Origin of the sequence: Alkalihalobacillus sp. NPDC127517 (genome assembly GCF_050276055.1) — a bacterium.
Classification (GTDB): domain Bacteria; phylum Bacillota; class Bacilli; order Bacillales; family Bacillaceae_D; genus Alkalicoccobacillus.
Window position 1 is genome coordinate 13,701 of record NZ_JBNNQX010000017.1, and the last position, 21,025, is coordinate 34,725.

The 21,025-nt window shown below is 42.1% G+C and carries 18 protein-coding genes; 9 read left to right on the plus strand and 9 right to left on the minus strand.

Translation table 11 applies throughout. The features are described 5' to 3' along the window. Positions 1 to 15 precede the first annotated feature (15 nt). Both ACQKKO_RS18650 and ACQKKO_RS18655 read left to right on the plus strand, forming a co-directional pair. Positions 16 to 1,053, plus strand: coding sequence for a lactonase family protein (locus ACQKKO_RS18650; protein WP_498649849.1), 1,038 nt, complete (start codon positions 16 to 18; stop codon positions 1,051 to 1,053). 81 nt (positions 1,054 to 1,134) lie between these two features. Beyond that, positions 1,135 to 2,337 carry a CynX/NimT family MFS transporter gene (locus ACQKKO_RS18655; protein WP_498649851.1) on the plus strand — a complete coding sequence of 401 codons (1,203 nt, stop codon included), beginning with the start codon at positions 1,135 to 1,137 and terminating at the stop codon, positions 2,335 to 2,337. Between the two features lie 138 nt (positions 2,338 to 2,475). Here ACQKKO_RS18655 and ACQKKO_RS18660 read toward each other — a convergent pair whose 3' ends face one another. The 5 genes from ACQKKO_RS18660 to ACQKKO_RS18680 all read right to left on the minus strand — a co-directional run bounded on the left by ACQKKO_RS18660 (position 2,476) and on the right by ACQKKO_RS18680 (position 8,559). Then, positions 2,476 to 2,973, minus strand: a complete 498-nt coding sequence (locus tag ACQKKO_RS18660) for an NUDIX hydrolase (RefSeq protein WP_498649853.1) — start codon at positions 2,971 to 2,973, stop codon at positions 2,476 to 2,478. A 55-nt stretch (positions 2,974 to 3,028) separates the two neighbouring features. Continuing rightward, positions 3,029 to 4,147, minus strand: coding sequence for an alanine dehydrogenase (gene ald, locus ACQKKO_RS18665; RefSeq protein ID WP_498649855.1), 1,119 nt, complete (start codon positions 4,145 to 4,147; stop codon positions 3,029 to 3,031). Positions 4,148 to 4,274: 127 nt separating this feature from the next. After that, positions 4,275 to 5,471 carry a PucR family transcriptional regulator gene (locus ACQKKO_RS18670; protein ID WP_498649857.1) on the minus strand — a complete coding sequence of 399 codons (1,197 nt, stop codon included), beginning with the start codon at positions 5,469 to 5,471 and terminating at the stop codon, positions 4,275 to 4,277. A 77-nt stretch (positions 5,472 to 5,548) separates the two neighbouring features. Continuing rightward, positions 5,549 to 6,976, minus strand: coding sequence for a cryptochrome/photolyase family protein (locus tag ACQKKO_RS18675; protein ID WP_498649859.1), 1,428 nt, complete (start codon positions 6,974 to 6,976; stop codon positions 5,549 to 5,551). Positions 6,977 to 7,344: 368 nt separating this feature from the next. Further along, positions 7,345 to 8,559, minus strand: a complete 1,215-nt coding sequence (locus tag ACQKKO_RS18680; RefSeq protein ID WP_498649861.1) for a threonine synthase — start codon at positions 8,557 to 8,559, stop codon at positions 7,345 to 7,347. 491 nt (positions 8,560 to 9,050) lie between these two features. On the opposite strand from ACQKKO_RS18680, the gene ACQKKO_RS18685 reads away from it, so the two are divergent. Then, positions 9,051 to 9,176, plus strand: a complete 126-nt coding sequence (locus ACQKKO_RS18685) for a hypothetical protein (protein ID WP_498649863.1) — start codon at positions 9,051 to 9,053, stop codon at positions 9,174 to 9,176. Positions 9,177 to 9,181: 5 nt separating this feature from the next. Beyond that, entirely contained in the window at positions 9,182 to 9,796 is a 615-nt protein-coding gene (locus tag ACQKKO_RS18690) for a protein kinase family protein (protein ID WP_498649865.1), read from the plus strand. A gap of 80 nt (positions 9,797 to 9,876) precedes the next feature. Here the strand turns inward: ACQKKO_RS18690 and ACQKKO_RS18695 are convergent, their stop codons facing one another. Together ACQKKO_RS18695 and ACQKKO_RS18700 are read right to left on the minus strand one after the other, a co-directional pair. Further along, a complete protein-coding gene (locus tag ACQKKO_RS18695) occupies positions 9,877 to 10,713 on the minus strand; it encodes a sulfurtransferase (RefSeq protein WP_498649867.1) in 837 nt (278 codons plus the stop codon). A 331-nt stretch (positions 10,714 to 11,044) separates the two neighbouring features. Beyond that, entirely contained in the window at positions 11,045 to 13,270 is a 2,226-nt protein-coding gene (locus ACQKKO_RS18700) for a glycosyltransferase family 2 protein (protein WP_498649868.1), read from the minus strand. A 223-nt stretch (positions 13,271 to 13,493) separates the two neighbouring features. Here ACQKKO_RS18700 and ACQKKO_RS18705 point away from each other — a divergent pair, with 223 nt between their 5' ends. Both ACQKKO_RS18705 and ACQKKO_RS18710 read left to right on the plus strand, forming a co-directional pair. After that, positions 13,494 to 14,825: an APC family permease gene (locus ACQKKO_RS18705; protein WP_498649870.1), complete on the plus strand. Its 1,332-nt coding sequence runs from the start codon at positions 13,494 to 13,496 to the stop codon at positions 14,823 to 14,825. Positions 14,826 to 14,959: 134 nt separating this feature from the next. Further along, positions 14,960 to 15,535 (plus strand): M15 family metallopeptidase, encoded by a 576-nt coding sequence (locus tag ACQKKO_RS18710; RefSeq protein ID WP_498649872.1) that lies wholly within the window; start codon positions 14,960 to 14,962, stop codon positions 15,533 to 15,535. Positions 15,536 to 15,545: 10 nt separating this feature from the next. On the opposite strand, the gene ACQKKO_RS18715 is transcribed toward ACQKKO_RS18710, so the two are convergent. Continuing rightward, complete coding sequence (locus tag ACQKKO_RS18715; RefSeq protein ID WP_498649874.1) at positions 15,546 to 16,286, minus strand: NAD-dependent protein deacylase; 741 nt, start codon at positions 16,284 to 16,286, stop codon at positions 15,546 to 15,548. A gap of 412 nt (positions 16,287 to 16,698) precedes the next feature. Between ACQKKO_RS18715 and ACQKKO_RS18720 the strand changes: the two genes are divergently transcribed. Both ACQKKO_RS18720 and ACQKKO_RS18725 read left to right on the plus strand, forming a co-directional pair. Next, the gene (locus tag ACQKKO_RS18720) at positions 16,699 to 17,937 is read left to right on the plus strand and encodes a helix-turn-helix domain-containing protein (RefSeq protein ID WP_498649876.1); all 1,239 of its coding nucleotides are present in this window, start codon (positions 16,699 to 16,701) and stop codon (positions 17,935 to 17,937) included. An 18-nt stretch (positions 17,938 to 17,955) separates the two neighbouring features. Continuing rightward, positions 17,956 to 18,096 carry a hypothetical protein gene (locus tag ACQKKO_RS18725; RefSeq protein ID WP_498649877.1) on the plus strand — a complete coding sequence of 47 codons (141 nt, stop codon included), beginning with the start codon at positions 17,956 to 17,958 and terminating at the stop codon, positions 18,094 to 18,096. Between the two features lie 37 nt (positions 18,097 to 18,133). On the opposite strand, the gene ACQKKO_RS18730 is transcribed toward ACQKKO_RS18725, so the two are convergent. Next, a complete protein-coding gene (locus tag ACQKKO_RS18730) occupies positions 18,134 to 19,249 on the minus strand; it encodes a S8 family peptidase (RefSeq protein WP_498649879.1) in 1,116 nt (371 codons plus the stop codon). Between the two features lie 250 nt (positions 19,250 to 19,499). On the opposite strand from ACQKKO_RS18730, the gene ACQKKO_RS18735 reads away from it, so the two are divergent. Continuing rightward, positions 19,500 to 21,008, plus strand: coding sequence for an MDR family MFS transporter (locus ACQKKO_RS18735; protein ID WP_498649881.1), 1,509 nt, complete (start codon positions 19,500 to 19,502; stop codon positions 21,006 to 21,008). Positions 21,009 to 21,025: the final 17 nt, after the last annotated feature.

A 21,025-nucleotide genomic window follows, 5' to 3' on the forward strand; every position in this document is an offset into this window, starting at 1 on the left:
GGAGATTGTTTAAACATGAGTACATTTAGAGGGTACATTGGTACCTACACAAAAGCAGATAGTAAAGGAATTTATACATTTACATTGGATACCGAAGCAAAGCGCCTTCAAGAGCTTGAAGTAGCTGCAGAGTTAGGGAATCCAACATACGTAAACCTTGATGCTGATCAAACCCATCTTTATGCCGTTGTGAAAGAAGGTTCTGAAGGCGGAGTAGCATCATACAAAATTGACAAAGATACTGGAAAGTTAACTCATCTAACAACAGAATTAACCGATGATGGCTCTCCTTGCCACGTGAGTGTAAATGACTCTCTTGCGGTAACGGCAAACTATCATAGCGGAAGAATTACAGCCTTCCCATTACAAGCTGATGGCAGTGTGGCTCCTGCTTCATCCTATGCACAACACGAAGGTACGGGTCCACATGAGCGTCAAGAGAAACCTCATGCTCACTTTGCTGGGTTCACTCCTGATAATCAACATGTCATTGCTGTTGATCTTGGAACAGACAAGATTGTGACGTATTCATATGAAGATGGCAAGCTAACCGAATCTGGAAGTTACACATGTAACCCTGGTTCTGGTCCAAGACACTTAGCCTTCCATCCAAAAGAAAAGTATGTGTATGTCTTTACTGAATTAAGTAATGAAATCATTACTCTTTCATATGAAGATGGAATTAACGCATTTAAAGAAGTCCAAGTTGTTTCTACATTACCAGATGATTTCTTAGAAAACAGCCAAGGAAGTGCGATCCACATTTCATCTGATGGCCGCTTCGTGTACGCTGCAAACAGAGGTCATGACAGCATCGTAGTCTACGAAGTAAACCCGTATTCTGGAGAGCTTTCACTTATCCAGCGTGTTCCTTCTGCTGGAAACTGGCCAAGAGACTTTGTCCTTGATCCAACCGAAGCCTTTATTGTTGTTTCAAATGAAGAAACAGGAAATGTTGTACTGTTTGAACGCGACCCGGAAAAGGGTACAATTACACAGCTTGATTCGACACTTGAAGTGTCCAAGCCTGTTTGTCTAAAATTTTTAAAGTAAACGAATGCAAATGGCTTCTATACAGACACTCTGTATAGAAGCCCATTTTTTGGCCTGAATATAAAAAGGAGCTACCTCATCATGACGCAACAACAAGGTTTATCGAAAAAACACACCATTCTACTTATCATAGGCATTGCAGTCATTGCCTTTAATTTACGGCCTGCCATCACATCGGTAGGACCAGTAATCGGTGAAATCCGTGCAGACTTTGGTCTATCAAATGGTGCAGCGGGATTAATTACAACCCTGCCTCTACTTTCATTTGCTGCCCTTTCACCGCTCACCCCAAAGCTTGGTCAGAAGCTTGGCTTTGAAGGAGCAATTGTTGCTGGGCTAGGCTTATTACTATTGGGCATTCTTTTACGCGCAACGGGTCTCTTATCCTTTCTTTTTATCGGTACAGCCTTAGTTGGTGTCGGGATTGCAATCTGTAATGTCCTTTTGCCCGGACTTGCTAAGCTACATTTTCCTTTGAAAGTTGGTTTGATCACTAGTATCTATTCCACACTTATGTCGATCTTTGCTGCACTTGCATCAGGAATCACTGTTCCCATGGCAGACGGATTAGGCCTTGGCTGGAATACAACACTACTGTTATGGGGGACGCTCGTATTACTTGGTCTCGCCGTGTGGGTCCCACAGCTTCGTGGTAAAAACAGCGAACCAAAACCTGTTGATGTTCAACCTGTTTCCAGTTCTATGTGGAAATCCTCCATTGCATGGCAGGTCACACTTTTTATGGGGTTACAGTCCTTTCTCTTTTATTCTTCTGTGGCGTGGCTACCTGAAATTATGCGAAGCCACGGCATGAGTATCGTGTCAGCGGGCTGGATGCTATCAATCATGCAGTTTGCCGGAGTCCCAGGGAACTTTCTTGCACCCATTATCGCGGGAAAATTGAAGGATCAACGTGGATTAGTAATTGTCATCAGTATTCTTTATTTTATCGGTCTCATTGGGCTGATCTACGGAGGTTCGACGCCGTTCCTTGTCGTATCCATCTTATTCATGGGACTTGCCTCTGGATCAAGCATCAGTTTAGCCCTTACATTTATCGGATTACGAAGCGCAAATGCCAAACAAGCATCAAAGCTATCCGGCATGGCTCAATCACTTGGCTACCTACTTGCCGCATCAGGTCCAATTGTCATTGGGCTTGTGTTTGACTGGTTCCATAACTGGACCGCACCGTTGCTCATGTTTATGGTTGTACTCATCGCCATGACAGGCGTTGGCCTTGGTGCGGGAAGAAATCTGAATGTTGTGCGTGAGGTTGGTTAGGTTTAAGTAGAGAAATGTGTCGAATACATCGGAGTTGAGTTGAAATATATCCGATTACAGCACAAATACATCGCGTTCCTCTGCAATACATCACAGTATCTACACATACTAAAAAACGGACTGATTCATCTTAAAGAATCAGTCCGTTTTTCTGTCTAGCGCTCGATCTAAAATGGCTTGATAGACCGGATGCCAATTTTTGTAATAGAAAGAGATCTCGTGCGGGTTGATAAACCGACGTTCAGTCGACTCTTCATTTGGATGAAATGATTGCAGCTCTGTAATTGTCATCTTATAAAAGACTTGATAGCCAATCTTAGGGTAGGGACTTGTATCATTCCACAACACGTTCTCCGTGTGATCAACGATGATCGATCCAAGACATTTAGCCTCTCCCCTGACAGCAGCCTCCTCAAACACTTCTCTGCGAAAACATTGTTCAGGGGTTTCACCTTCATCTACATGTCCTCCAGGAAAATCCCACCCTCTATCTACCAAGTGAACTAGCAGCATGTCATCGCCTTGAAAGCAAAACCCGTGCACACTTGTCACGAGATCCTTTTGCGGAAGCGCCTCGCTTGGTTTCCACGTTAGGTTCACCTTTGCTTCTCCCCACTGCACATTGATACTTACCACTACACTCTCCCCCTCCATTTAAAAAACCACCACCTTCCAGTGATGGTTTCCCTCATTATTCGCTTAATGCTTCCTCCACCGTTGCATAGGTGTAACCTAAGTCACGAGCCACGGCTTCGTATGTGATCTGTCCATTTGCAACATTTAAGCCAAGGGCAAGTGAAGGATTGGCTATCATCGCTTGCTTGACTCCCTTGTCTGCAATCTGCTTCGCGTATGGAATGGTTACGTTTGTTAGTGCAATCGTTGAGGTACGTGGAACGGCACCAGGCATGTTTGCTACTGCGTAGTGAATGACGTCATGCTTTGTATAGGTTGGATCATCATGCGTTGTAACCTTATCAGCCGTTTCAATAATCCCACCCTGGTCAACGGCGACATCCACAACCACGCTACCTGGCTTCATCGACTTAATCATTTCTTCCGTCACAAGCTTCGGTGCCTTAGCCCCCGGAATGAGAACAGCACCAATGACAAGATCTGCCTCCCTGACCGCATCAGCAATATTCATTGGATTAGACATAATCGTTTGAACATCTCTCCCAAATTGGTCGTCGATTTGACGAAGGCGCTCTGCACTCAGATCAAGCATCGTTACATCCGCTCCAAGACCTACCGCAATCTTAGCCGCATTTGTCCCAACAACACCAGCTCCAATGATCGCTACCTTCCCACGCTTCACTCCTGCCACACCACCTAAAAGAATGCCTTTACCTCCTTTAGGTTTTTCTAAGAACTGCGCTCCGACCTGGGTGGCCATTCGACCCGCTACCTCGCTCATTGGTGTGAGTAATGGAAGTGTCCTGTTCTCCTCTACCGTTTCATAAGCAATCGCAGTCACTCCGCTTTCAGCCAGTGCCTTAGCAAGCTTCGGCTCCGCTGCAAGATGAAGGTACGTAAATAAAATCAGTCCCTGGCGGAAGTAGCCATACTCCAATTCAAGCGGCTCCTTCACCTTGAGTATCATCTCGGCTACCTGCCACGTTTCTTCAGGAGTTGCTAAGATGGTTGCACCGGCCGTCTTATACTCGTGATCAGTGAAGCCGCTCCCCTCACCTGCACCTGCTTCGATAAATAATTCGTGTCCGCCATTGACGAGTGTAGATACCCCAGCAGGTGTGATTGCTACTCGGTTTTCGTTATTCTTTACTTCCTTCGGTACCGCAATAATCATATTGACTCCTCCTTCACTCTCTACTATTCCCTTTTTTTAGTATAGTAAAGAGCCGGACAATCTGACATCGTGGGATTTGAAGAAAAGAACTGTCTCACTTTGTTGATTTTCACAAAATGGGATAATTCTACTTTCTTGAGAGGAGGAGATCTAGATACAGACCCATTCGCTGTGCTGGGTCTTTTAACAGAAAGCGTCCAATGCTCTCAAGACGTTTGATTCGATAGGTTAGTGTGTTTACATGTACATGAAGCTGCTTAGCTACTTCATTCGTATTGCCATCCTTCTTTAAAAAGAGAACCAATGTTTCATAGAGTTGGGTGCCTTGCTTCTTGTCATATTCCACAATTCGTTTAATGCCTGGATGCACTTTTGTCCCTTTTGGAATCTGATCAATGTATTTAAACACACCTAAATCTGAAAAGGTGTGAGCCGTATCAAGCTCTTCTGGATACTTTTTCTTTAAAGAAAGGACTTGTTTTGCTTCCTTGTAGCTTTCTGAAATGTGATCAAAGCCGGCTACATAAGACCCTGAGCAGCTTTCCTTCTGTTTAATCACAAAACGCTCCTGAAGCTGACCTGTTAGCTTCTTTAAAAAATAGTGCCTAGACTGCACACCTGTTGCCCTTACCAAACATACAAGCTGATGTTCATCCCAAAGAAACAAAGGAATCGTATCCTGATACGAAGCCTGGAGCATATAGTCAATGTGACGCCTCGCTTCTTCGTCTTGTTCTTCGAATACAAATAAGCTTACAAATACCTGTTCATCGGGCTGCATTTGTGCAAGATGCAGTTCTGATTGAAGATGCTCTGATTCATCTCCTACTATTAACTGCCAGAGCAATTCGGTTCGGCTTTTATGTGTCTGCTTGCGTTGTCTACTGAGTTTAAGAAGCTCTTGCTTCGCCGTTGCGGCCGCTTCCTTCAAGAGTAAAAGATCTGTATCAGATAGCTTCTGCAAATGATCAGATACCCAGATGTACCCGAGCACCTCTTGATGCTTCCAAATCGAGACCGCCACTCGGCTTCCAAGATCAAATTCCTTAATCTCAGGGACTCGAACGGGCTCTCTTGTCTGATTTAAAGCTGGGATGATGCCGTCTTTCCAGAAACGATTGATGAGTTTTTCTGGTACTCTTCTTGAAATAATCGTGGAGATGCGCGCTTTGTCTGCCCCATCTCCATGTGTACTATAAGCAAGCAGCTGATGATTCGCATCTTCAATTGTTACTGGACAATGTAAGTAATAGCTAATCATCTCGGCAAACTCTTCAAGAGAACGAAATGGCTGGCGAAAAACGTGAGAAGTTGTCTGTGTCATAGCATTCCTCGCAATCCTACTAGCTAAAGCACTTTTTCCTTATTATAACAAGCAGACAAAGAGCCTGACTATAGAGATTAGCCCTTCTCTTTATAAAGCTCAAGTGCACGCTGACGCATCGTACTGTGATCAACGATTGGGCGTGGGTAGTCCTTCCCAATCTCACAGCCTACTTCCTCCTGAACATCCTCTGGCATCTTTTCAGGTGAATGAATGTATTTTTTCGGTAAGTCTTTTAATTCAGGGACATACTTCCGAATGAAGTCTCCATCTGGATCAAAGCGCTCGGATTGTCTTGTCGGATTAAAAATGCGGAAGTACGGCGCTGCATCTGTACCTGTGGAAGAAGCCCACTGCCACCCTCCAATATTTGAGGCTGGTTCGTAGTCAATCAACTTTTCCTCAAAATAACGCTCACCTTCACGCCAATCCATCAACAAATCCTTTGTCAGAAAGGATGCGACAGCCATGCGGAGCCGGTTATGCATCCATCCAATCTGATTCAACTGTCTCATGGCTGCATCGATGATCGGAAAGCCAGTGTTTCCTTTTTTCCATGCTACAAAAAGCTCATCATCCCGGTTCCAATCCATGCCCCGGTACTTTTCAATCAGCTCCTGATCCTTACTTTCAGGGAATTGATAAAACACCATATTGTAAAAGTCACGCCAGGCAAGCTCTTGAATATATGTCTCGGGTCCTTGACCGTTTGCTTGATCTCCGAGCTCATCTAATATTGTGTAATACACCGTTCGAGCTGAGACAGCTCCTGTGCGTAAGTAAGGTGAAAGCATGCTTGTTCCAGCTATAGCTGGGAAGTCCCGCTTTTTCTTATAGTCATACATCTTACTATGCGTAAACTCCTCTAATCGTTCGAGTCCATGATCCTCCCCTGCATACTTCCACTTACCCGTCTTTGATTCCATGAGCTTTTGATATGCGTTTGCACCACGCTTAAAAGAGTCACGTTTGTCGATCGCATGCTCTTTCACTTTCTTAAGGTCAATTCGTTGGACCTGCGGCTTATCCAACTGCTGCCACTGCTTATAATAGGAGGAAAAGACCTTATAAAGAGAGCCATCCTGCTTCTTCACTTCAGTTGCCCCATGTATCGTGTGATCAATACACGGAAAGACACTAATTGAGGTCGACTCAAAATAATCCATCACTTCCTGATCTCGTTTAGCGCCTCCACCCGTTTCATCCGCATTAAAAAATAGCTGATCTACATCTGGCAGTTGATTCTGCATCTGATGGAACGCCTCTTCAAGACTTCCTGTAACAAAGTGCACCGGAAATCCTTCCTTCTCACACTTTTCGACATGCTTCATTAATGTCTCATAGTAATAATCGTGTCTAGCTGTAAAGGTATCATTTAATGTAGGCTGAATATAAAATAACGCAACCAACGAGTCCTCTTTCGAAAGCGATGAAAGGGCCTTTGATAGCGCGGTATGATCGTGCAAACGTAAATCTCTTCTAAACCAAACAACTGTTATTCCCATTGTGTCCCCTGCTTTCTAAACCATCGAATCTGTTCTCTATCTTCTTTACCCATAATATGAGCAGATTAGACTATTTTTACGATAAGGGCATCTGAATATGTTTCGAATCTGTGAATTAAGGAATGATAGAGGTAAGAACAAGGAGAGGATGATAAACATGATTCGTACAATTCTTATGATCGTTGGTGCCATTGTTGTAATCAGTGCTATTGTTTCATTCGTACTGTAATAAAACGTTTCATGCCCTTATATATTTTAGAATGAAAGCGGAGGAACAGCTTAGATCCGCTTGTCCTCATAGTAAAAAAAGACGATGACATCCAATTTTGTTGGGTCATCGTCTTTTAAAAAAATTCGTGTCCACCCTCCTACACCCGCGACAAACTTTCACCTTTACTTAGAACCTCAACGTCAACTTGCACGGTCTCTGGGTACTTAATGCCTTGTCCGGTGTTAAGAATAACCACTGTTTCTTCTTCGCCAATCCACCCTTTTTGCTTCAGTTCTCTAGCTGCCGCAAAGGCTGCAGCGCCTTCTGGGCAAACGAAGGCTCCTTCTGTCCGACCTATGGTTTCAAGCTCTTTAAGCATTGTGGCATCATCTATGGCGACTGCACAGCCATTTGTTTCATAAATGGCATCAAGCACAAGAAAGTCTCCAATGGCTTTTGGTACATTGATTCCAAATGCCTGGGTATAGGCATTCTCAAAGTATTCGGAGGATCTGCTCTTATCCTGCCATGCCTTAACGATTGGTGCACAGCCTGTAGATTGTACAGCCACCAGTCGTGGAAGATTGCCTTCAATCCAACCCATTTCTCTTAGTTCAAGTAATGCCTTATAGATCCCAATTAACCCCACTCCACCGCCTGTTGGGTAAAGAATGACATTAGGCATCGACCAGTTCATTTGTTCAACGAGCTCAAGTCCCATTGTTTTCTTTCCTTCAATGCGATACGGCTCCTTAAGGGTAGAGGCATCATAGATTCCGTGCTCCGCTACAGCTTTAGCCACAACCTGCCCTGCATCACTAATCAGTCCATCAATTAAATGAAGGTCGGCGCCTGCTATGATACACTCCTTGCGTGTAATCTCCGGTGCATCTACAGGCATGACAATAGTCGCTTTAATATCCGCTCTGGCGGCATAAAGGGACCACGCCGCACCCGCATTTCCATTCGTCGGCATCGCAATTTGTTTGACGCCAAGCTCCTTTGCTTTTGACACACCAACTGCGGCACCACGGGCTTTAAATGAACCCGTCGGCACCATACCCTCATCCTTCATATATAAGTGAAAGAGTCCCATCTCCCTGCCAAGCTTTGTCATAGGAACAAGTGGAGTCATGCCTTCGCCCAGGCTGACAACCGAGCCCGAATCTTCAACAGGTAACAGCTCATGATATCTCCATAAAGTAAGTTCCCGTTCCATAAAATCTTTTGGGTTCATCGCTTCTGATAACGCCTTCAAATCATAACGAACAAGAAGCGGCGAACCACATGAACACAGATGATGGACCTCCCCTTTTGGATACACTTCATAACATTTTGGACATTCTAGGTGCGACACATAGCTGTACTTCATCCCAAATCCTCCCTAAGCCATCTATTTAATTGTTCAAAAAAGCTGTACCAGTTGTGTGAACTAGATAAAGCAATTCGTTCTTAATCGTTTAGTTCCTTTATATTTACCTACTTATTTTTCATCATCGACTAAATCGTTCTCTTCTTCAACCTTTTTCAAGTCTTTTTCTTTATCTTTCAAGAATCTCCATAACTATGCTCCCAAAAGAATTGTAAAGATTTCATGTGAAACAATGGAAACGATTGACCCTCACTTGTATACCGACTATACTGAGAACACTTAATTAAATACTCCAAAGGGGAGTAGCAGTTCAGCAGCTATCGTCATTACAGGGAGATTGTCCCTCGGTACTGTTGGCAACAGATCATTGTTGTTTGCGAGACCTTTGTCACACTTTCGTGGCAAAGGTCTCTTTTTTTGTTGGTAGACCCAAGTCACAGTGGCTTGGGTCTCTTTTATTTGGTTAAGAAAAGACGAGAGGAGAATCATATATGTCTAAACTTATAAAGCTCTTGGGGCATCCGATGGTGAAAAAGGGGTTAAAAGAAGCTCAAAAGCACGTCTTACCTAAGCTAAAGCAAGAACTAACAAAACGTAAACAAACGAAAAAGGGGTAGTGTTAATGAGTGAGAAGGCGCAAGTACGTCCAACCTCTGTTTCGCGCCTCGCTGGCAGTGTTACATTTAGTAAGAGGGGGAGGCAGACCGTTGTCTCAAATTATGATCGCAGCTTAACCCTTGTTGGTAGTGGGAGAAGCGCTTATGTTTTTAAGCTTCCAACTGTTAATCGAGTGTTAAAGGTGTTTTATCCACCTTATGAAAAACTAGCGTACCAGGAAGCAGAAATATATAAACTGTTAGCTGATACTACGCATTACCCAGCTTTATATGAGGTTGGCAATGGATATCTTGTGATTGATTATATTAAAGGACAAACCTTTTTCCAATGCTTATTACATGGAGTTCGGGTGAGAACCGAAAACGTAGAAGCAGTTGATCAAGCGATTGAAGCGGCGCGTTTAAAGGGGTTAAATCCGTCTGATATCCATCTACACAATTTGATGCTGACAGAGGATGGTTCAGTTAAAGTCATTGATGTTGCCCGTTTCAAGCAAAGTAAACAATGCAAGCAGTGGGATGATCTAAAATTCGCGTTTAAAGCCTATCGTTTTCTTCCAAAACGAGCACCGAAAGTGATCCTTTCAGCCATAGCTGCTTGTTACAAAGCGATTCGATAAGAACTCTAGCTACATTCACCTATAACAAAAGCTAATGACTGCGATCAAGTCATTAGCTTTTTGCACAAAAACACTCTTTTTTATCTTCCCGTTTCAAACGGACTATCTTCATAACTCGTCCAGTCACTCCAGCTACCAGAATAAAGTCTCACGTGATCAAACCCTGCTTCCCTTAACGCAAACACATTCGGACACGCGGTTACGCCTGAACCACAGTAGACGATGATTTCCTTATCCTTTGGAAGTGCTTTGAAATGCTCAACTAGCGCAGCTCCACTCTTCCAGTTCCCCGATTCATCCAGGAGGTCTTCCCAGAAATAATTAAGCGCACCAGGGATATGTCCACTTTTTGCATCAAGCGAATCTGCTCCACCCGCATAACGTTCGGGGGCTCTTGCATCGATGAGAATGGAATCGAACGAACCGATTCTTTGCATAACGTCTTCTCTCGTGACTCTTGCCTCCTCGCGCACGGAAGGAACAAATGTCTTTTCAGAGTAGGTTGGTATGTCTGTCGTTGTAGGGTACCCCGCTTCAACCCAGGCCTCAAATCCACCTTCTAGCATGTAGTGTTTGTCGTGTCCAAGATAATAAAGCTGCCAGCATAATCTGCTTGCAAACGATCCTTTTTTATCATCATAGGCAACCACAAGCGTATCTTGATCAATTCCAACTTCGCCCAATTTTTTAGAGATCTCTCCTGTTTCTGGAATCGGATGACGTCCTCCGTGTTCTTTTGCCTCGCCTGATAGATCATGACTCATGTGCAGGTAAATTGCGCCTGGGATGTGTGATTCCCCGTACAGTTGTTTTCCTTTATCCGTGTCTGACAGAGCATAGCGAACATCAACAATGACAAGATTTGATGTACCTGAATCCAACTGTTTCTTTAACTCTTCTGGTTTCAATCGTTTCATCGTGATTCGCTCCCTTCTTTTAAGCTATCGTATCATATCTCTATTAAAATAAGAGGGTGGTACCTCCCATTAATGTAGCGAGCAAAACACGAACACAGCACAAAATCCGCTACAGGAGAATCCCTCGCTTTCCGCGGATACGGCCTCAGCCCCTTCCGCGGAAAAGGCACCGCTACAGTGTCTTCACCACGTATTTTACCGCAGGAGTCTCGGATTCTCCTTCCGCTTGTCTCACTAAAAAGCAATAACACACGAATGACGAATGATTCGATTGTAGAATCATTCGTCATTTTTTTACTATTTTCTAGTTATGTCCCAACCTCTTACAAAATCAAGCGACAAATTTCAGCCCAATATATCGATTTCTACCTTTTTTACGAACCCAGCATATTTGTGCCGTTCGTCCTGATAGTTCTCGTTCCTTTGTTGATACCTTAACCAACTGATCTACACGAAGACTCCGGTTAAGCTTCACGCTACAACCTGCTTCGCTGTAATCCAGCACAGTCATTTCCACTGTTTGACCATCAATATTTAGCTGACCAGGAAGTGCGACATCATGACGAATAGATTGTCGATGATAGCTTGGATCTTCTCTTTTTGTTCGGCGAAGGAACCGGTACATCGCTGTTGTTAAAAAGGCTTTGTCGTAATACTTTTCAATCCCCGCATTTACCGGCTCACTAAACAACACACGAATTGTCTCAGCGTATTGATCAAGGTTTGGATCAATAAATGAAAGACCCATTAAAAGTTTCCCATTTTTTTCGTTGATCCACTCCTTCTTTACAGTTAGCCCTTCGACTCCGGCAAAATCGACTTTGAAGTTCACTTCCTTTGATAAATGATCTTCAAGAGAAAGTGCGTCTAACTCAATACGGGCGCCACTCTCACTAATATTGATAATGTTAAACGAGACTGCTGCTTCACTTCCATGAAGAACACCTTGAAGATCAACGGAAAAGCGCTCTGAGTTTCGGTGCCGCGGACGCTCAAAGGATAGGAAGACTGCTAGAATAATAGCCGCTGCATTATAAAGTACCCAGAACACATTAATATAGAGCACATCTGGGTTAACCGAGTACCGCTCTGGATACACGTAGTAAAGAACCACTTTTACCAAAGCGACAAGAGTGAGTGCTGCTAGAAGCAAGTACGGAATGCTGGTAACCCACAGAAAGCGTCGTTGATTGGTTTGTACGCCTTTTCTTGTAACATTAAATTTGAATTTCTTCTTAAGAAAAACTTCTGATAAAACGGAGATGGCCATATATGGTGCCATCGCTACTTCATATACATGACTCCAAAGCACTGTCCGCTTTTTATTCGCAACGGTCTTAAACATCAGCTGTGATGAAATAAAAGCTGGGACCCAGAACCATAATAGCTGATTGAAGGCGACGTCTAAGCTGTATATGTTAAAAACAAGGAATAACAGCGGTGCAAGTAAGAACACCATCTTATAGATACCAAAGAACCAGTAGTGAATGCCATCCATATAAAGAAGCTTCTGCATAAAGTTTAATCCCTTCATTTTTAACGGATTAAATTTACGGACAACCTGAATATTGCCGCGGCACCAGCGATCGCGCTGTTTTAAGAGATCAGCATAGGTCTCAGGTGAAAGACCAACAGCCAATGTTTCATTAATAAAGGCTGTTTTCTGGTTATCTGATTGCAGTAGCATGCCTGTTGCCATATCCTCTGTGATGACACCCGTGGCAAAACCACCTACTTCATCAAGTGCTGTTCTACGGAATAACGCATTACTCCCAACGTACATAGTGGCATTAAACCGATCTTTTCCTTCTTCTAATTGACGCATAAAGAAGTCTTGTTCATTTGTAATTTGATCCTCAAAAAACAAATTATATTGAAAAGGATCATCATTATAGAACACTTGTGGAGCTTGGACAAACACCATCTCCGGATCCGTAAACTGACCCATTGTTCGTTCTAAAAAATTGGCTTGAGGTACCATGTCTGCATCCATCGTCACCACAATTTCACCGTTTGTTTTAGTCAGTGCGTGGTTTAAGTTCCCCGCTTTGGCATGACTGTTATCTTTTCGGTCAATATAGCCAATTCCAAATTCGTCGCAAAGCTCTCGGACGCTTGCTCTTCTTCCGTCATCACACACATAGATTGAGACTAGATTCTTCGGATAACGGATGAGTGTACATGCAGCAATCGTGCGTTTTAATAGATCCTCAGATTCATTGTATGTAGCAATAAAGATATCTACGGTTGGTAGACTCTCAAATTCAGATAACGGTATATGCTTCCGCTTAAATGGTTTCCAAGAGATCACACTAAACACAATCGACTGAAGAAACCCTGCGATTTCAGTTAGTAAAAGTAAAATACCAGCAATAATACTAATCGTGTTCATTGTTGGCAACGTATAAACGGCACGCCAGCCTAGATAGATCGCATTAATCGCTAAGAAAAGGGCGATAAGCACCTGCTTAGACCAATGATATTTTCTTGATAATATGTAAAAGACAATGAGTACTACACTGGAAACGATTAACCATTCATATAACGTCACTTCCATCTCTAGCAATCCCCCTCAAAAAGACATGTGTCTATTTCACTAGAATATGGATTCATACTATTATCAGTAGACAAAAAAATCAATATAAATTCGCCAAAAACTGCCTTCTTTCACCTAATTTTATCTGATATCGCTTACATTGCGCTTTATGTAAAATTAATTGTTGAAAGGGGTCGTTTAATCGACTAAACTGATTTCAGTTCAAATAAAGGATGTGGTTAACTTGGAGAAAGAACAGAAATTAAAGCGTACGCTTACGCTGGTTCCGCTTATTGTAATCGGACTAGCCTATATGGATCCGCTTGTTGTATTTGATTCCTATGGAATCGTTGCTCAATTAACGCAAGGACACGTGGCTGCTGCCTACATTTTTACGATTGTAGCACTTTTACTTACTGCTTATAGCTACGGAAAAATGGTACAGGCGTATCCGAAAGCGGGCTCAGCGTATACGTATGCGCAGAAAAGTATTCACCCTCATGCCGGCTTTATTGCTGGATGGACCTTATTACTCGATTATCTCTTTTTACCAATGGTAAACTTTGCGATTGGAGCGGCTTATTTAGACGCAGCCTTTCCAGCTGTTCCACCGTTTATCTGGGTGTTGATCTTAGCTCTAAGTATTACATTAATTAATGTGTTTGGAATTAAACTAACAGCCAACATCACAGCTATTTTTGTAACATTTCAAGTGATTGTCGCCCTCGTTTTTGTTGGGTTTATTATTAAAGGACTAACATCAGGTCTTGGTACAGGTGTGTTACTCTCGCCCGTCCCTTTTTACAGTTCTTCACTTGATATGTCTCTTATTTTTACCGGAGCATCGATCCTTTGCTTTTCCTTTCTTGGATTTGATGCAATTTCGACAATGTCAGAGGAAACGATTAATCCAAAGAAGAATATTCCTCGTGCCATCTTTTTAGTGGTTCTTATCGGGGGCGTTCTTTTTACTGTAACGTCTTATTTCCTACATCAGGTTTATCCTAACTTTCAAAACTACGCGAATGCAGAAGCCGTCTCTCTTGAGATCGCTGGATATATCGGCGGAAGCTTCATGCACTCATTATTTTTAGCTGGAACAATGGTTGCCGTTATCTCTTCTTCCCTTTCCTCTCATGCAAGTGCATCGAGGCTGCTTTATGCCATGGGACGAGATGATTCTTTGCCGAGACGATTCTTTGGGTATGTGCATCCTAAGCTAAAGACACCATTATTTAATGTTCTATTTGTTGGTGCTATTTCAACGACTGCTATTTTTGGTGAGCTTGAGATCATTTACTCTTTCATTAGTTTTGGTGCTTTAATTGGTTTTACTAGTGTAAATGCTTCTGTTATTGCACATTATTACATTCGCGGGCAGAACCGAAGCTTTACACAGACCCTACGCTACTTAGTTGTACCAGGCGCTGGTGCTGCATTCTGTATTTGGCTTTTAGGAAGTATTAGTACGAATGCGTTAATCATCGGATCTGCTTGGCTATTACTTGGATTGATTTACTTCATTGTAAAGATCCGACGTAACCCAGATTTCGTGTTGAATTTACAAGAAAAATAAGAAATAAAGCGTTCTGTCATCGGGCGCTTTTTCTTATGCCATGATTTTCATAGAACGTTCAATAGGAATCTTCCTAGATATACGATACAATGAGTGGAGTTTCGACATTTATCGTTGTAAAGGAGTTTCATAGAATGAAAGGAAAAATAGGAGTACTTCTTTCGTGGAGCTTCATTCTCATTCTTATCTCTCTTTTTTTAGTGATCCTCTATCAAGAGAAACAGTTAGAAGGCCCACACGAAGCCTTTGCTAAACAAAAGAATGAAGCATCTGAACCTGCAACAGACCTTCATCCGATGGTCGCTGAAAAAGTGAATCAGTTGGTTGAACAAGCAGAAGAACTAAATATCCAAGTGGTCATTACTGACGACTTTCGCTCAATAGAAGAACAAAATTCCCTCTATGACCGTGGGAGAGACGCAAATGGTCAGGTTGTTACAAACGCGAGGGGTGGAGAATCCTATCACAATTATGGACTCGCTGTTGACTTTGCCCTTCGTACACATGATGGTGACGTCATTTGGGATATGAATTACGACGGCAACAATAATGGAGAAGCGGATTGGATGGAAGTTGTAGAACTAGCTAAGGCACTCGGCTTCACTTGGGGCGGCGACTGGTCGCGATTTAAAGATTATCCTCATCTTCAAATGGATTTTGGTTATTCCATTAACGATCTACAGAATGGGTATTATCCTCCGCAAGAGTAGAGAGCTTTCTTCATGAGGAAAGCTCTTTTTTTAATGTAGTGATCGTTTCACTTAAATCTCCCCGCAGTTGTAAAGAAAACAAAGAATCCATTATCGTTGGCTCTCCATTTAACAGAGCAGCTGGTAATCCACGTTCATACACTGCATACTCAGGAAGCATGTTAAATGGACTTACTTGAAGAGATGTACCCATTGTCAGGACCAACTCACTAGAATCAATCACCTGCTCTGCCTCATTATGCTTAGTAATGGGATCTCCAAAGAGAACAATATCAGGTCGAACAATTGCCTGACAGCTTGTGTTATGACAACGCGGGGTTTCTTCTTTAAGAATGTGAGTAGTCGACTTCTTTATTCCACAAACTGGACAAGTGGCTGTGCGTAACGATCCATGATATTCAATGACAGAAGAGCTTCCTGCAGCTTGATGTAACCCGTCCACATTTTGAGTGACAATGTATACACGTTTGTCTCTTTCAAGATCCTTTATAAACGTATGAACTAGATTAGGCTTGTAGTTTTGCATCAATTTTATGTGAAATATATCTTTATACCTTCTCCAGAAGTCGATAGGATCTTTTGAAAAGTAATTGGTGGACATATAATATTCTCTCGATTGGTCCTCAGTCCAGACGCCACGTGCAGATCGAAAATCAGGAATACCACTTGCAGTGGAGACACCAGCTCCGGTTAAGATAGTAATGTTAGACGCATGCTTTATCAACTGAGCCAATTGCGACACTTCAGACATAATAGAACCCCCTTTTTAACGAATGGTTTCCTTATTATAACAAAGCAAAAACCATTAAGCAGACGCCAAGCGAAAAAGCTTACATTCTAACGCTTCATCATATTTCCCAACCTTCTTATTTGCATTCACTGGTTAACTTCATGCCTAACTTATAAGGAGGTTAGACCTATCAAATAACCACATCAGCACTAGCTTTTCTTAAATTTCCAGTAAGACAATTCAATAGACCGTTTTCACCTAATTATTCCAATATATTTCTTGAACATATCGGAATAGCTTGCTACAATCGCCTTACATAAGAGATAAGACCTAGGCGCTACCCTTGTTTTTCCCAATAGAAAAACATCATTATCCTCTCCATTTGAACGGAATTTGTTTTATAATGAAAACTATAGACATGGGTTGGTGAATCATGGAATTTGGACCAATAATCAAATACTACCGGTTAAAAAGTGGAATTACCCAGGCAGAACTAGCAGACGGTATCTGCTCAATCCCTCACCTATCCAAGATCGAGAACAACGCCTACAGTGTCAACAAAGAAACCGCAGCGATGCTAATGGAGCGCCTAGGTCTTGATATAAATGATGAGGTGGAGAGGTACGGGGTACTAGAAGAACGACTAGAAGAATTTATTGATTCATTGTTTTATTTTGAATTGGATAAGGCAGATAAGTTGAAAGTTGAACTTGAGCTTGATGAAGAGTACTATAGTAAAACAAATCTGGTTCATTTGTACCACATTTATATGGGTAGATACTTTTTTTCTAAATTAGATAATGATTCAGCCCAATATCATCTCCAAATCGTAGAAAAGAATAGAACAAACTTATCTCCAATTGAAGAGCTTTTGTTTAGATACATTTCAGGTAGTACGCTTTACCATAAAGGAAAGTATCGAGAAGCTTTAGATTATTACTTGGGTCTAAAGACGAAGAATCTTTCTACTAATTCTTCCATTAGTATGAAAGAAATCTCTTATCAAATTGCATTGTGCTATAGCGCTCTAGGTCAAAGTGAGAATTCAATACCATATGCACAAGAAGCTCTTTATTTCTATAAAGAAAAAGATAACTTTATTAGAGTTATACACACACAGATGCTACAAGCAATTAATTATGAAAGTATTAATTTATTTGAAGAAGCAAAGAATAATTACAGAGCTATACTTAGAAACACCAAGTTACTTAGTCTAGAAGATTTATATTTTAAATCTTTGTTTAACTACTCACTTTTACTTAGTGAAACCAAAGAATACTCTAAAGCTGTTAAAAATTTCAAAACATGTGTTGAATATTTTGAAGCAGAAAGTGAAGGTCAAATAACTGCCACTATTGAGTTAGTAAAAGTTCTTTTAAAAGCTAATATAAGTTCTGACTTAGAATATTTCATTGATCGTTTAAGAAGTTTTAACAACAAAGATAATATCAGTAAAAAGACTCGATTACTGATTAAAGAACAAATACTTAAATTCGAAAAAGATGAAGATAGAATTTACTCATTTTATGAGAAGGAACTTATACCTTTTATTGAGAAATCAAATGATGAAATACAATTTAGATACTATACACTTGATCTAGCCAAATGGTATGATTCTAAGAATGATTTAGCAATGGCACATCGTTATTATAAACTTTATAGTCTTTATTAAATTAAGGAGGAGATTTCATTGAAAAAGTTTTTTAAATTTAGCTTATCTATTGTTGTTGCTGGATTAGTCGCTACAACCGTTAACGAATCACAATTAGTATCTACTGCCTTCGACTTCGTTATTATGGGTAGCCCAAATGTAATGCTTCCTCCAAGCTAAAAAAACTCTCCTTCACGGAGAGTTTTTTTATTTTCCCTTACCTACCCACAGCCGCCTCTGCATTCACCAATCCACTACCAAAGTACTCTTGATTCCCTAGTGGTGTGGCGGTTGTTTGCAATGTTTCGCGAATCTCTGTAGCGGTTGCTGATGGGTTTGCTGCTTGTACAAGTGCTGCGACTCCGGCTACGTGTGGCGAGGCCATTGACGTTCCGCTAAGCTCTGCATATTGTCCACCTGGATAGGTGCTCAAAGTATCAACACCAGGTGCGGCGATGTTGTTTTCTGGTCCAAAGCTTGAGAAGTTGGCTTTGTTGTTTTCAGCATCTACTGCTGCAACAGATACGACATTCTCATACGCTGCCGGGAATCCAATTCCTCTTGTACCTGAGTTTCCTGCTGCTGCGATGAGTAGTGTGCCTTGCTCTTCAGCATAATCCACGGCTTGTTGTAATACCGGAGATCCGATTGGACCACCTAAGCTTAGATTAGCAATATCAATGTCTTGGTTGGCTGCCCACTCAATTCCAGCTGCAATATCACTCGTATATCCATCTCCAAATTGATCTAGAACCTTCACCGCATAAAGGTCGGCCTCTGGAGCGACACCTAGTACGCCAACTGAATTATCAAGTGCAGCAACCGTTCCCGCCACGTGTGTTCCATGTCCGTTTAAGTCTTCATATGAAGGCTCTGAACTGACAAAACTTTCTCCACCTACAATATTTAAATCCTCGTGTTGTGCGATCCCTGTATCGATAACAGCTACTGATACACCAGAACCAACGTTTCCTGATTCATGCACGGTTGGCGCGTTCACCTGCGGGATGCCATATGGGATGTCTTGCATGGTACTCATCTTTACATCTTTCTCTACATATTCGATGGAGGCTTCTGCTTCGAGAGCTTCTGCTTCCTCATCTGTTAATTCTGCATTAATAATGGGTAAATTCTCGTATTCTCTTAAAATATCTACCTCTACTTGGTTTTCAGATGTTTCTGCTTGGGTTGAAAATGTATTCGCATCGGCTTCTTCTTTAAACCCAATCAGATACCTTTCCTTTACATCTTCCGCCCCTGCAATTGCCGGTATTGCTGAGAGTGTAACAACTAACGATAGACCAACCGTCCATTTGCCTGCTTGAAACTGCATGAAATCCCTCCTAGATGATTTGCCAGCGTGTTCTGGCTTGGTACAACCCTAGCAAACATTCCCTTCAATGAACATTGGGAAAATGCAGGGGATTTTTTTGATAGTATCATTGAACCTCCCTCTTCTCACAAAAATGCATTCATCTAAAGACCTAGTTCTTCGGTATCGATCTCATGACTTATCTGTCCTACATTGCGGGTAAGTTATATGGTAAAATAACGAAATAAAACAGTATAGTAGGAGATAAAATATGAACGAGTCTTCGCAAAGTAAATTTGTAGTAGCAGGCTTATTACTTGGCATTTTTATGGCTGCCATCGACAATACCATTGTTGCGACAGCGATGGGTACAATTGTCTCTGATCTTGGGAGCTACGAGAAATTCGTCTGGGTTACTGCAGGATATATGGTTGCCGTGATGGCAGGTATGCCGATCTATGGTAAATTATCTGACATGTATGGTCGGAAACGCTTTTTTCTTTTTGGGTTACTCGCTTTTCTCATTGGATCCGTTCTCTGTGGAACGGCAGCAAGTATGGAACAGTTGATTGCCTATCGAGTCATTCAAGGAATTGGTGGCGGAGCGTTAATGCCCATTGCCTTTACGATTATTTTTGATCTATTTCCACCTGAAAAACGTGGGAAAATGACTGGGTTATTTGGTGCCGTTTTTGGGTTATCAAGTGTTCTTGGCCCACTATTAGGTGCGTTTATCACAGATGCCTTAAGCTGGCATTGGGTTTTCTACATCAATATACCGATTGGTGCCGTTGCGTTCTTTCTCATTCTTAAGCACTATCACGAAGAGCGCAGCACCATTAAACAAAAGATTGACTGGATTGGCGCTTCTACACTCGTGGTTGCCATCGTCTGTCTCATGTTCGCTCTTGAACTTGGTGGCAAAACGTTCGCTTGGAATTCAGCACCAATCATCGGCTTATTTATCGGTTTTGCCTTGATGTTCACTGCTTTCTTTTTTGCCGAGCGAAAAGCATCTGAGCCGATTATCTCATTCTGGATGTTCAAAAACAGACTATTTGCCACTTCACAAATCTTAGCTTTCTTATATGGTGCTACCTTCATTATCCTTGCTGTGTTTGTTCCTATCTATGTTCAAGCCGTGTACGGAGTATCAGCTACAAGTGCTGGTTTTGTCCTTATGCCAATGATGCTCGGATCGGTAGCTGGAAGTATGGTTGGCGGAACACTTCAAACAAAGGTCACGTTCAGGCGGCTAATGGCTGTGTCTGTTGCGTTTTTCTTTGTTGGCATGTTTCTCTTATCAGGGATGTCCGTTGAAACATCAAGAATAGCCTTAAGCTTTTATATCGCCCTTGTTGGATTCGGCGTCGGCTTTTCATTTTCCTTATTACCTGCTGCATCAATCAATGGAATCTCTCCACGTTATCGTGGGTCTGCCAATTCAACAAACTCCTTCCTTCGCTCGTTTGGAATGACCGTAGGTGTCACGATCTATGGGACGATTCAAACAAGCATTTTTACGTCAAGAATTGGCGGATCGAACTTAGGCTCAGGCAGTGTCAGTGAGCCAGGTGACATTCAACAAATCTTCCAGCCTGAAACAAGAGGAAGTATTCCACCTGAGTTGTTAACACAGCTTACTGAGGCTATGTCTGATTCTGTTACCTTCGTGTTCACACTAGCCCTTGTGCCAATCGCGATCGCTGCGGTGACGGTTGCATTTATGGGGAATGAACGAGTGCTAACCTCTAAGGAAATGAAAGAGAACGCAAACTAATCATATGAGTCGCTGTA

Coding starts and splice junctions, on each gene's coding strand:
- ACQKKO_RS18650 (WP_498649849.1), top strand. CDS start 16: ATGAGTACATTTAGAGGGTACATTGGTACCTACACAAAAGCAGATAGT.
- ACQKKO_RS18655 (WP_498649851.1), top strand. CDS start 1,135: ATGACGCAACAACAAGGTTTATCGAAAAAACACACCATTCTACTTATC.
- ald (WP_498649855.1), bottom strand. CDS start 4,147: ATGATTATTGCGGTACCGAAGGAAGTAAAGAATAACGAAAACCGAGTA.
- ACQKKO_RS18670 (WP_498649857.1), bottom strand. CDS start 5,471: ATGACACAGACAACTTCTCACGTTTTTCGCCAGCCATTTCGTTCTCTT.
- ACQKKO_RS18675 (WP_498649859.1), bottom strand. CDS start 6,976: ATGGGAATAACAGTTGTTTGGTTTAGAAGAGATTTACGTTTGCACGAT.
- ACQKKO_RS18680 (WP_498649861.1), bottom strand. CDS start 8,559: ATGAAGTACAGCTATGTGTCGCACCTAGAATGTCCAAAATGTTATGAA.
- ACQKKO_RS18685 (WP_498649863.1), top strand. CDS start 9,051: ATGTCTAAACTTATAAAGCTCTTGGGGCATCCGATGGTGAAAAAGGGG.
- ACQKKO_RS18690 (WP_498649865.1), top strand. CDS start 9,182: ATGAGTGAGAAGGCGCAAGTACGTCCAACCTCTGTTTCGCGCCTCGCT.
- ACQKKO_RS18695 (WP_498649867.1), bottom strand. CDS start 10,713: ATGAAACGATTGAAACCAGAAGAGTTAAAGAAACAGTTGGATTCAGGT.
- ACQKKO_RS18700 (WP_498649868.1), bottom strand. CDS start 13,270: ATGGAAGTGACGTTATATGAATGGTTAATCGTTTCCAGTGTAGTACTC.
- ACQKKO_RS18710 (WP_498649872.1), top strand. CDS start 14,960: ATGAAAGGAAAAATAGGAGTACTTCTTTCGTGGAGCTTCATTCTCATT.
- ACQKKO_RS18715 (WP_498649874.1), bottom strand. CDS start 16,286: ATGTCTGAAGTGTCGCAATTGGCTCAGTTGATAAAGCATGCGTCTAAC.
- ACQKKO_RS18720 (WP_498649876.1), top strand. CDS start 16,699: ATGGAATTTGGACCAATAATCAAATACTACCGGTTAAAAAGTGGAATT.
- ACQKKO_RS18730 (WP_498649879.1), bottom strand. CDS start 19,249: ATGCAGTTTCAAGCAGGCAAATGGACGGTTGGTCTATCGTTAGTTGTT.
- ACQKKO_RS18735 (WP_498649881.1), top strand. CDS start 19,500: ATGAACGAGTCTTCGCAAAGTAAATTTGTAGTAGCAGGCTTATTACTT.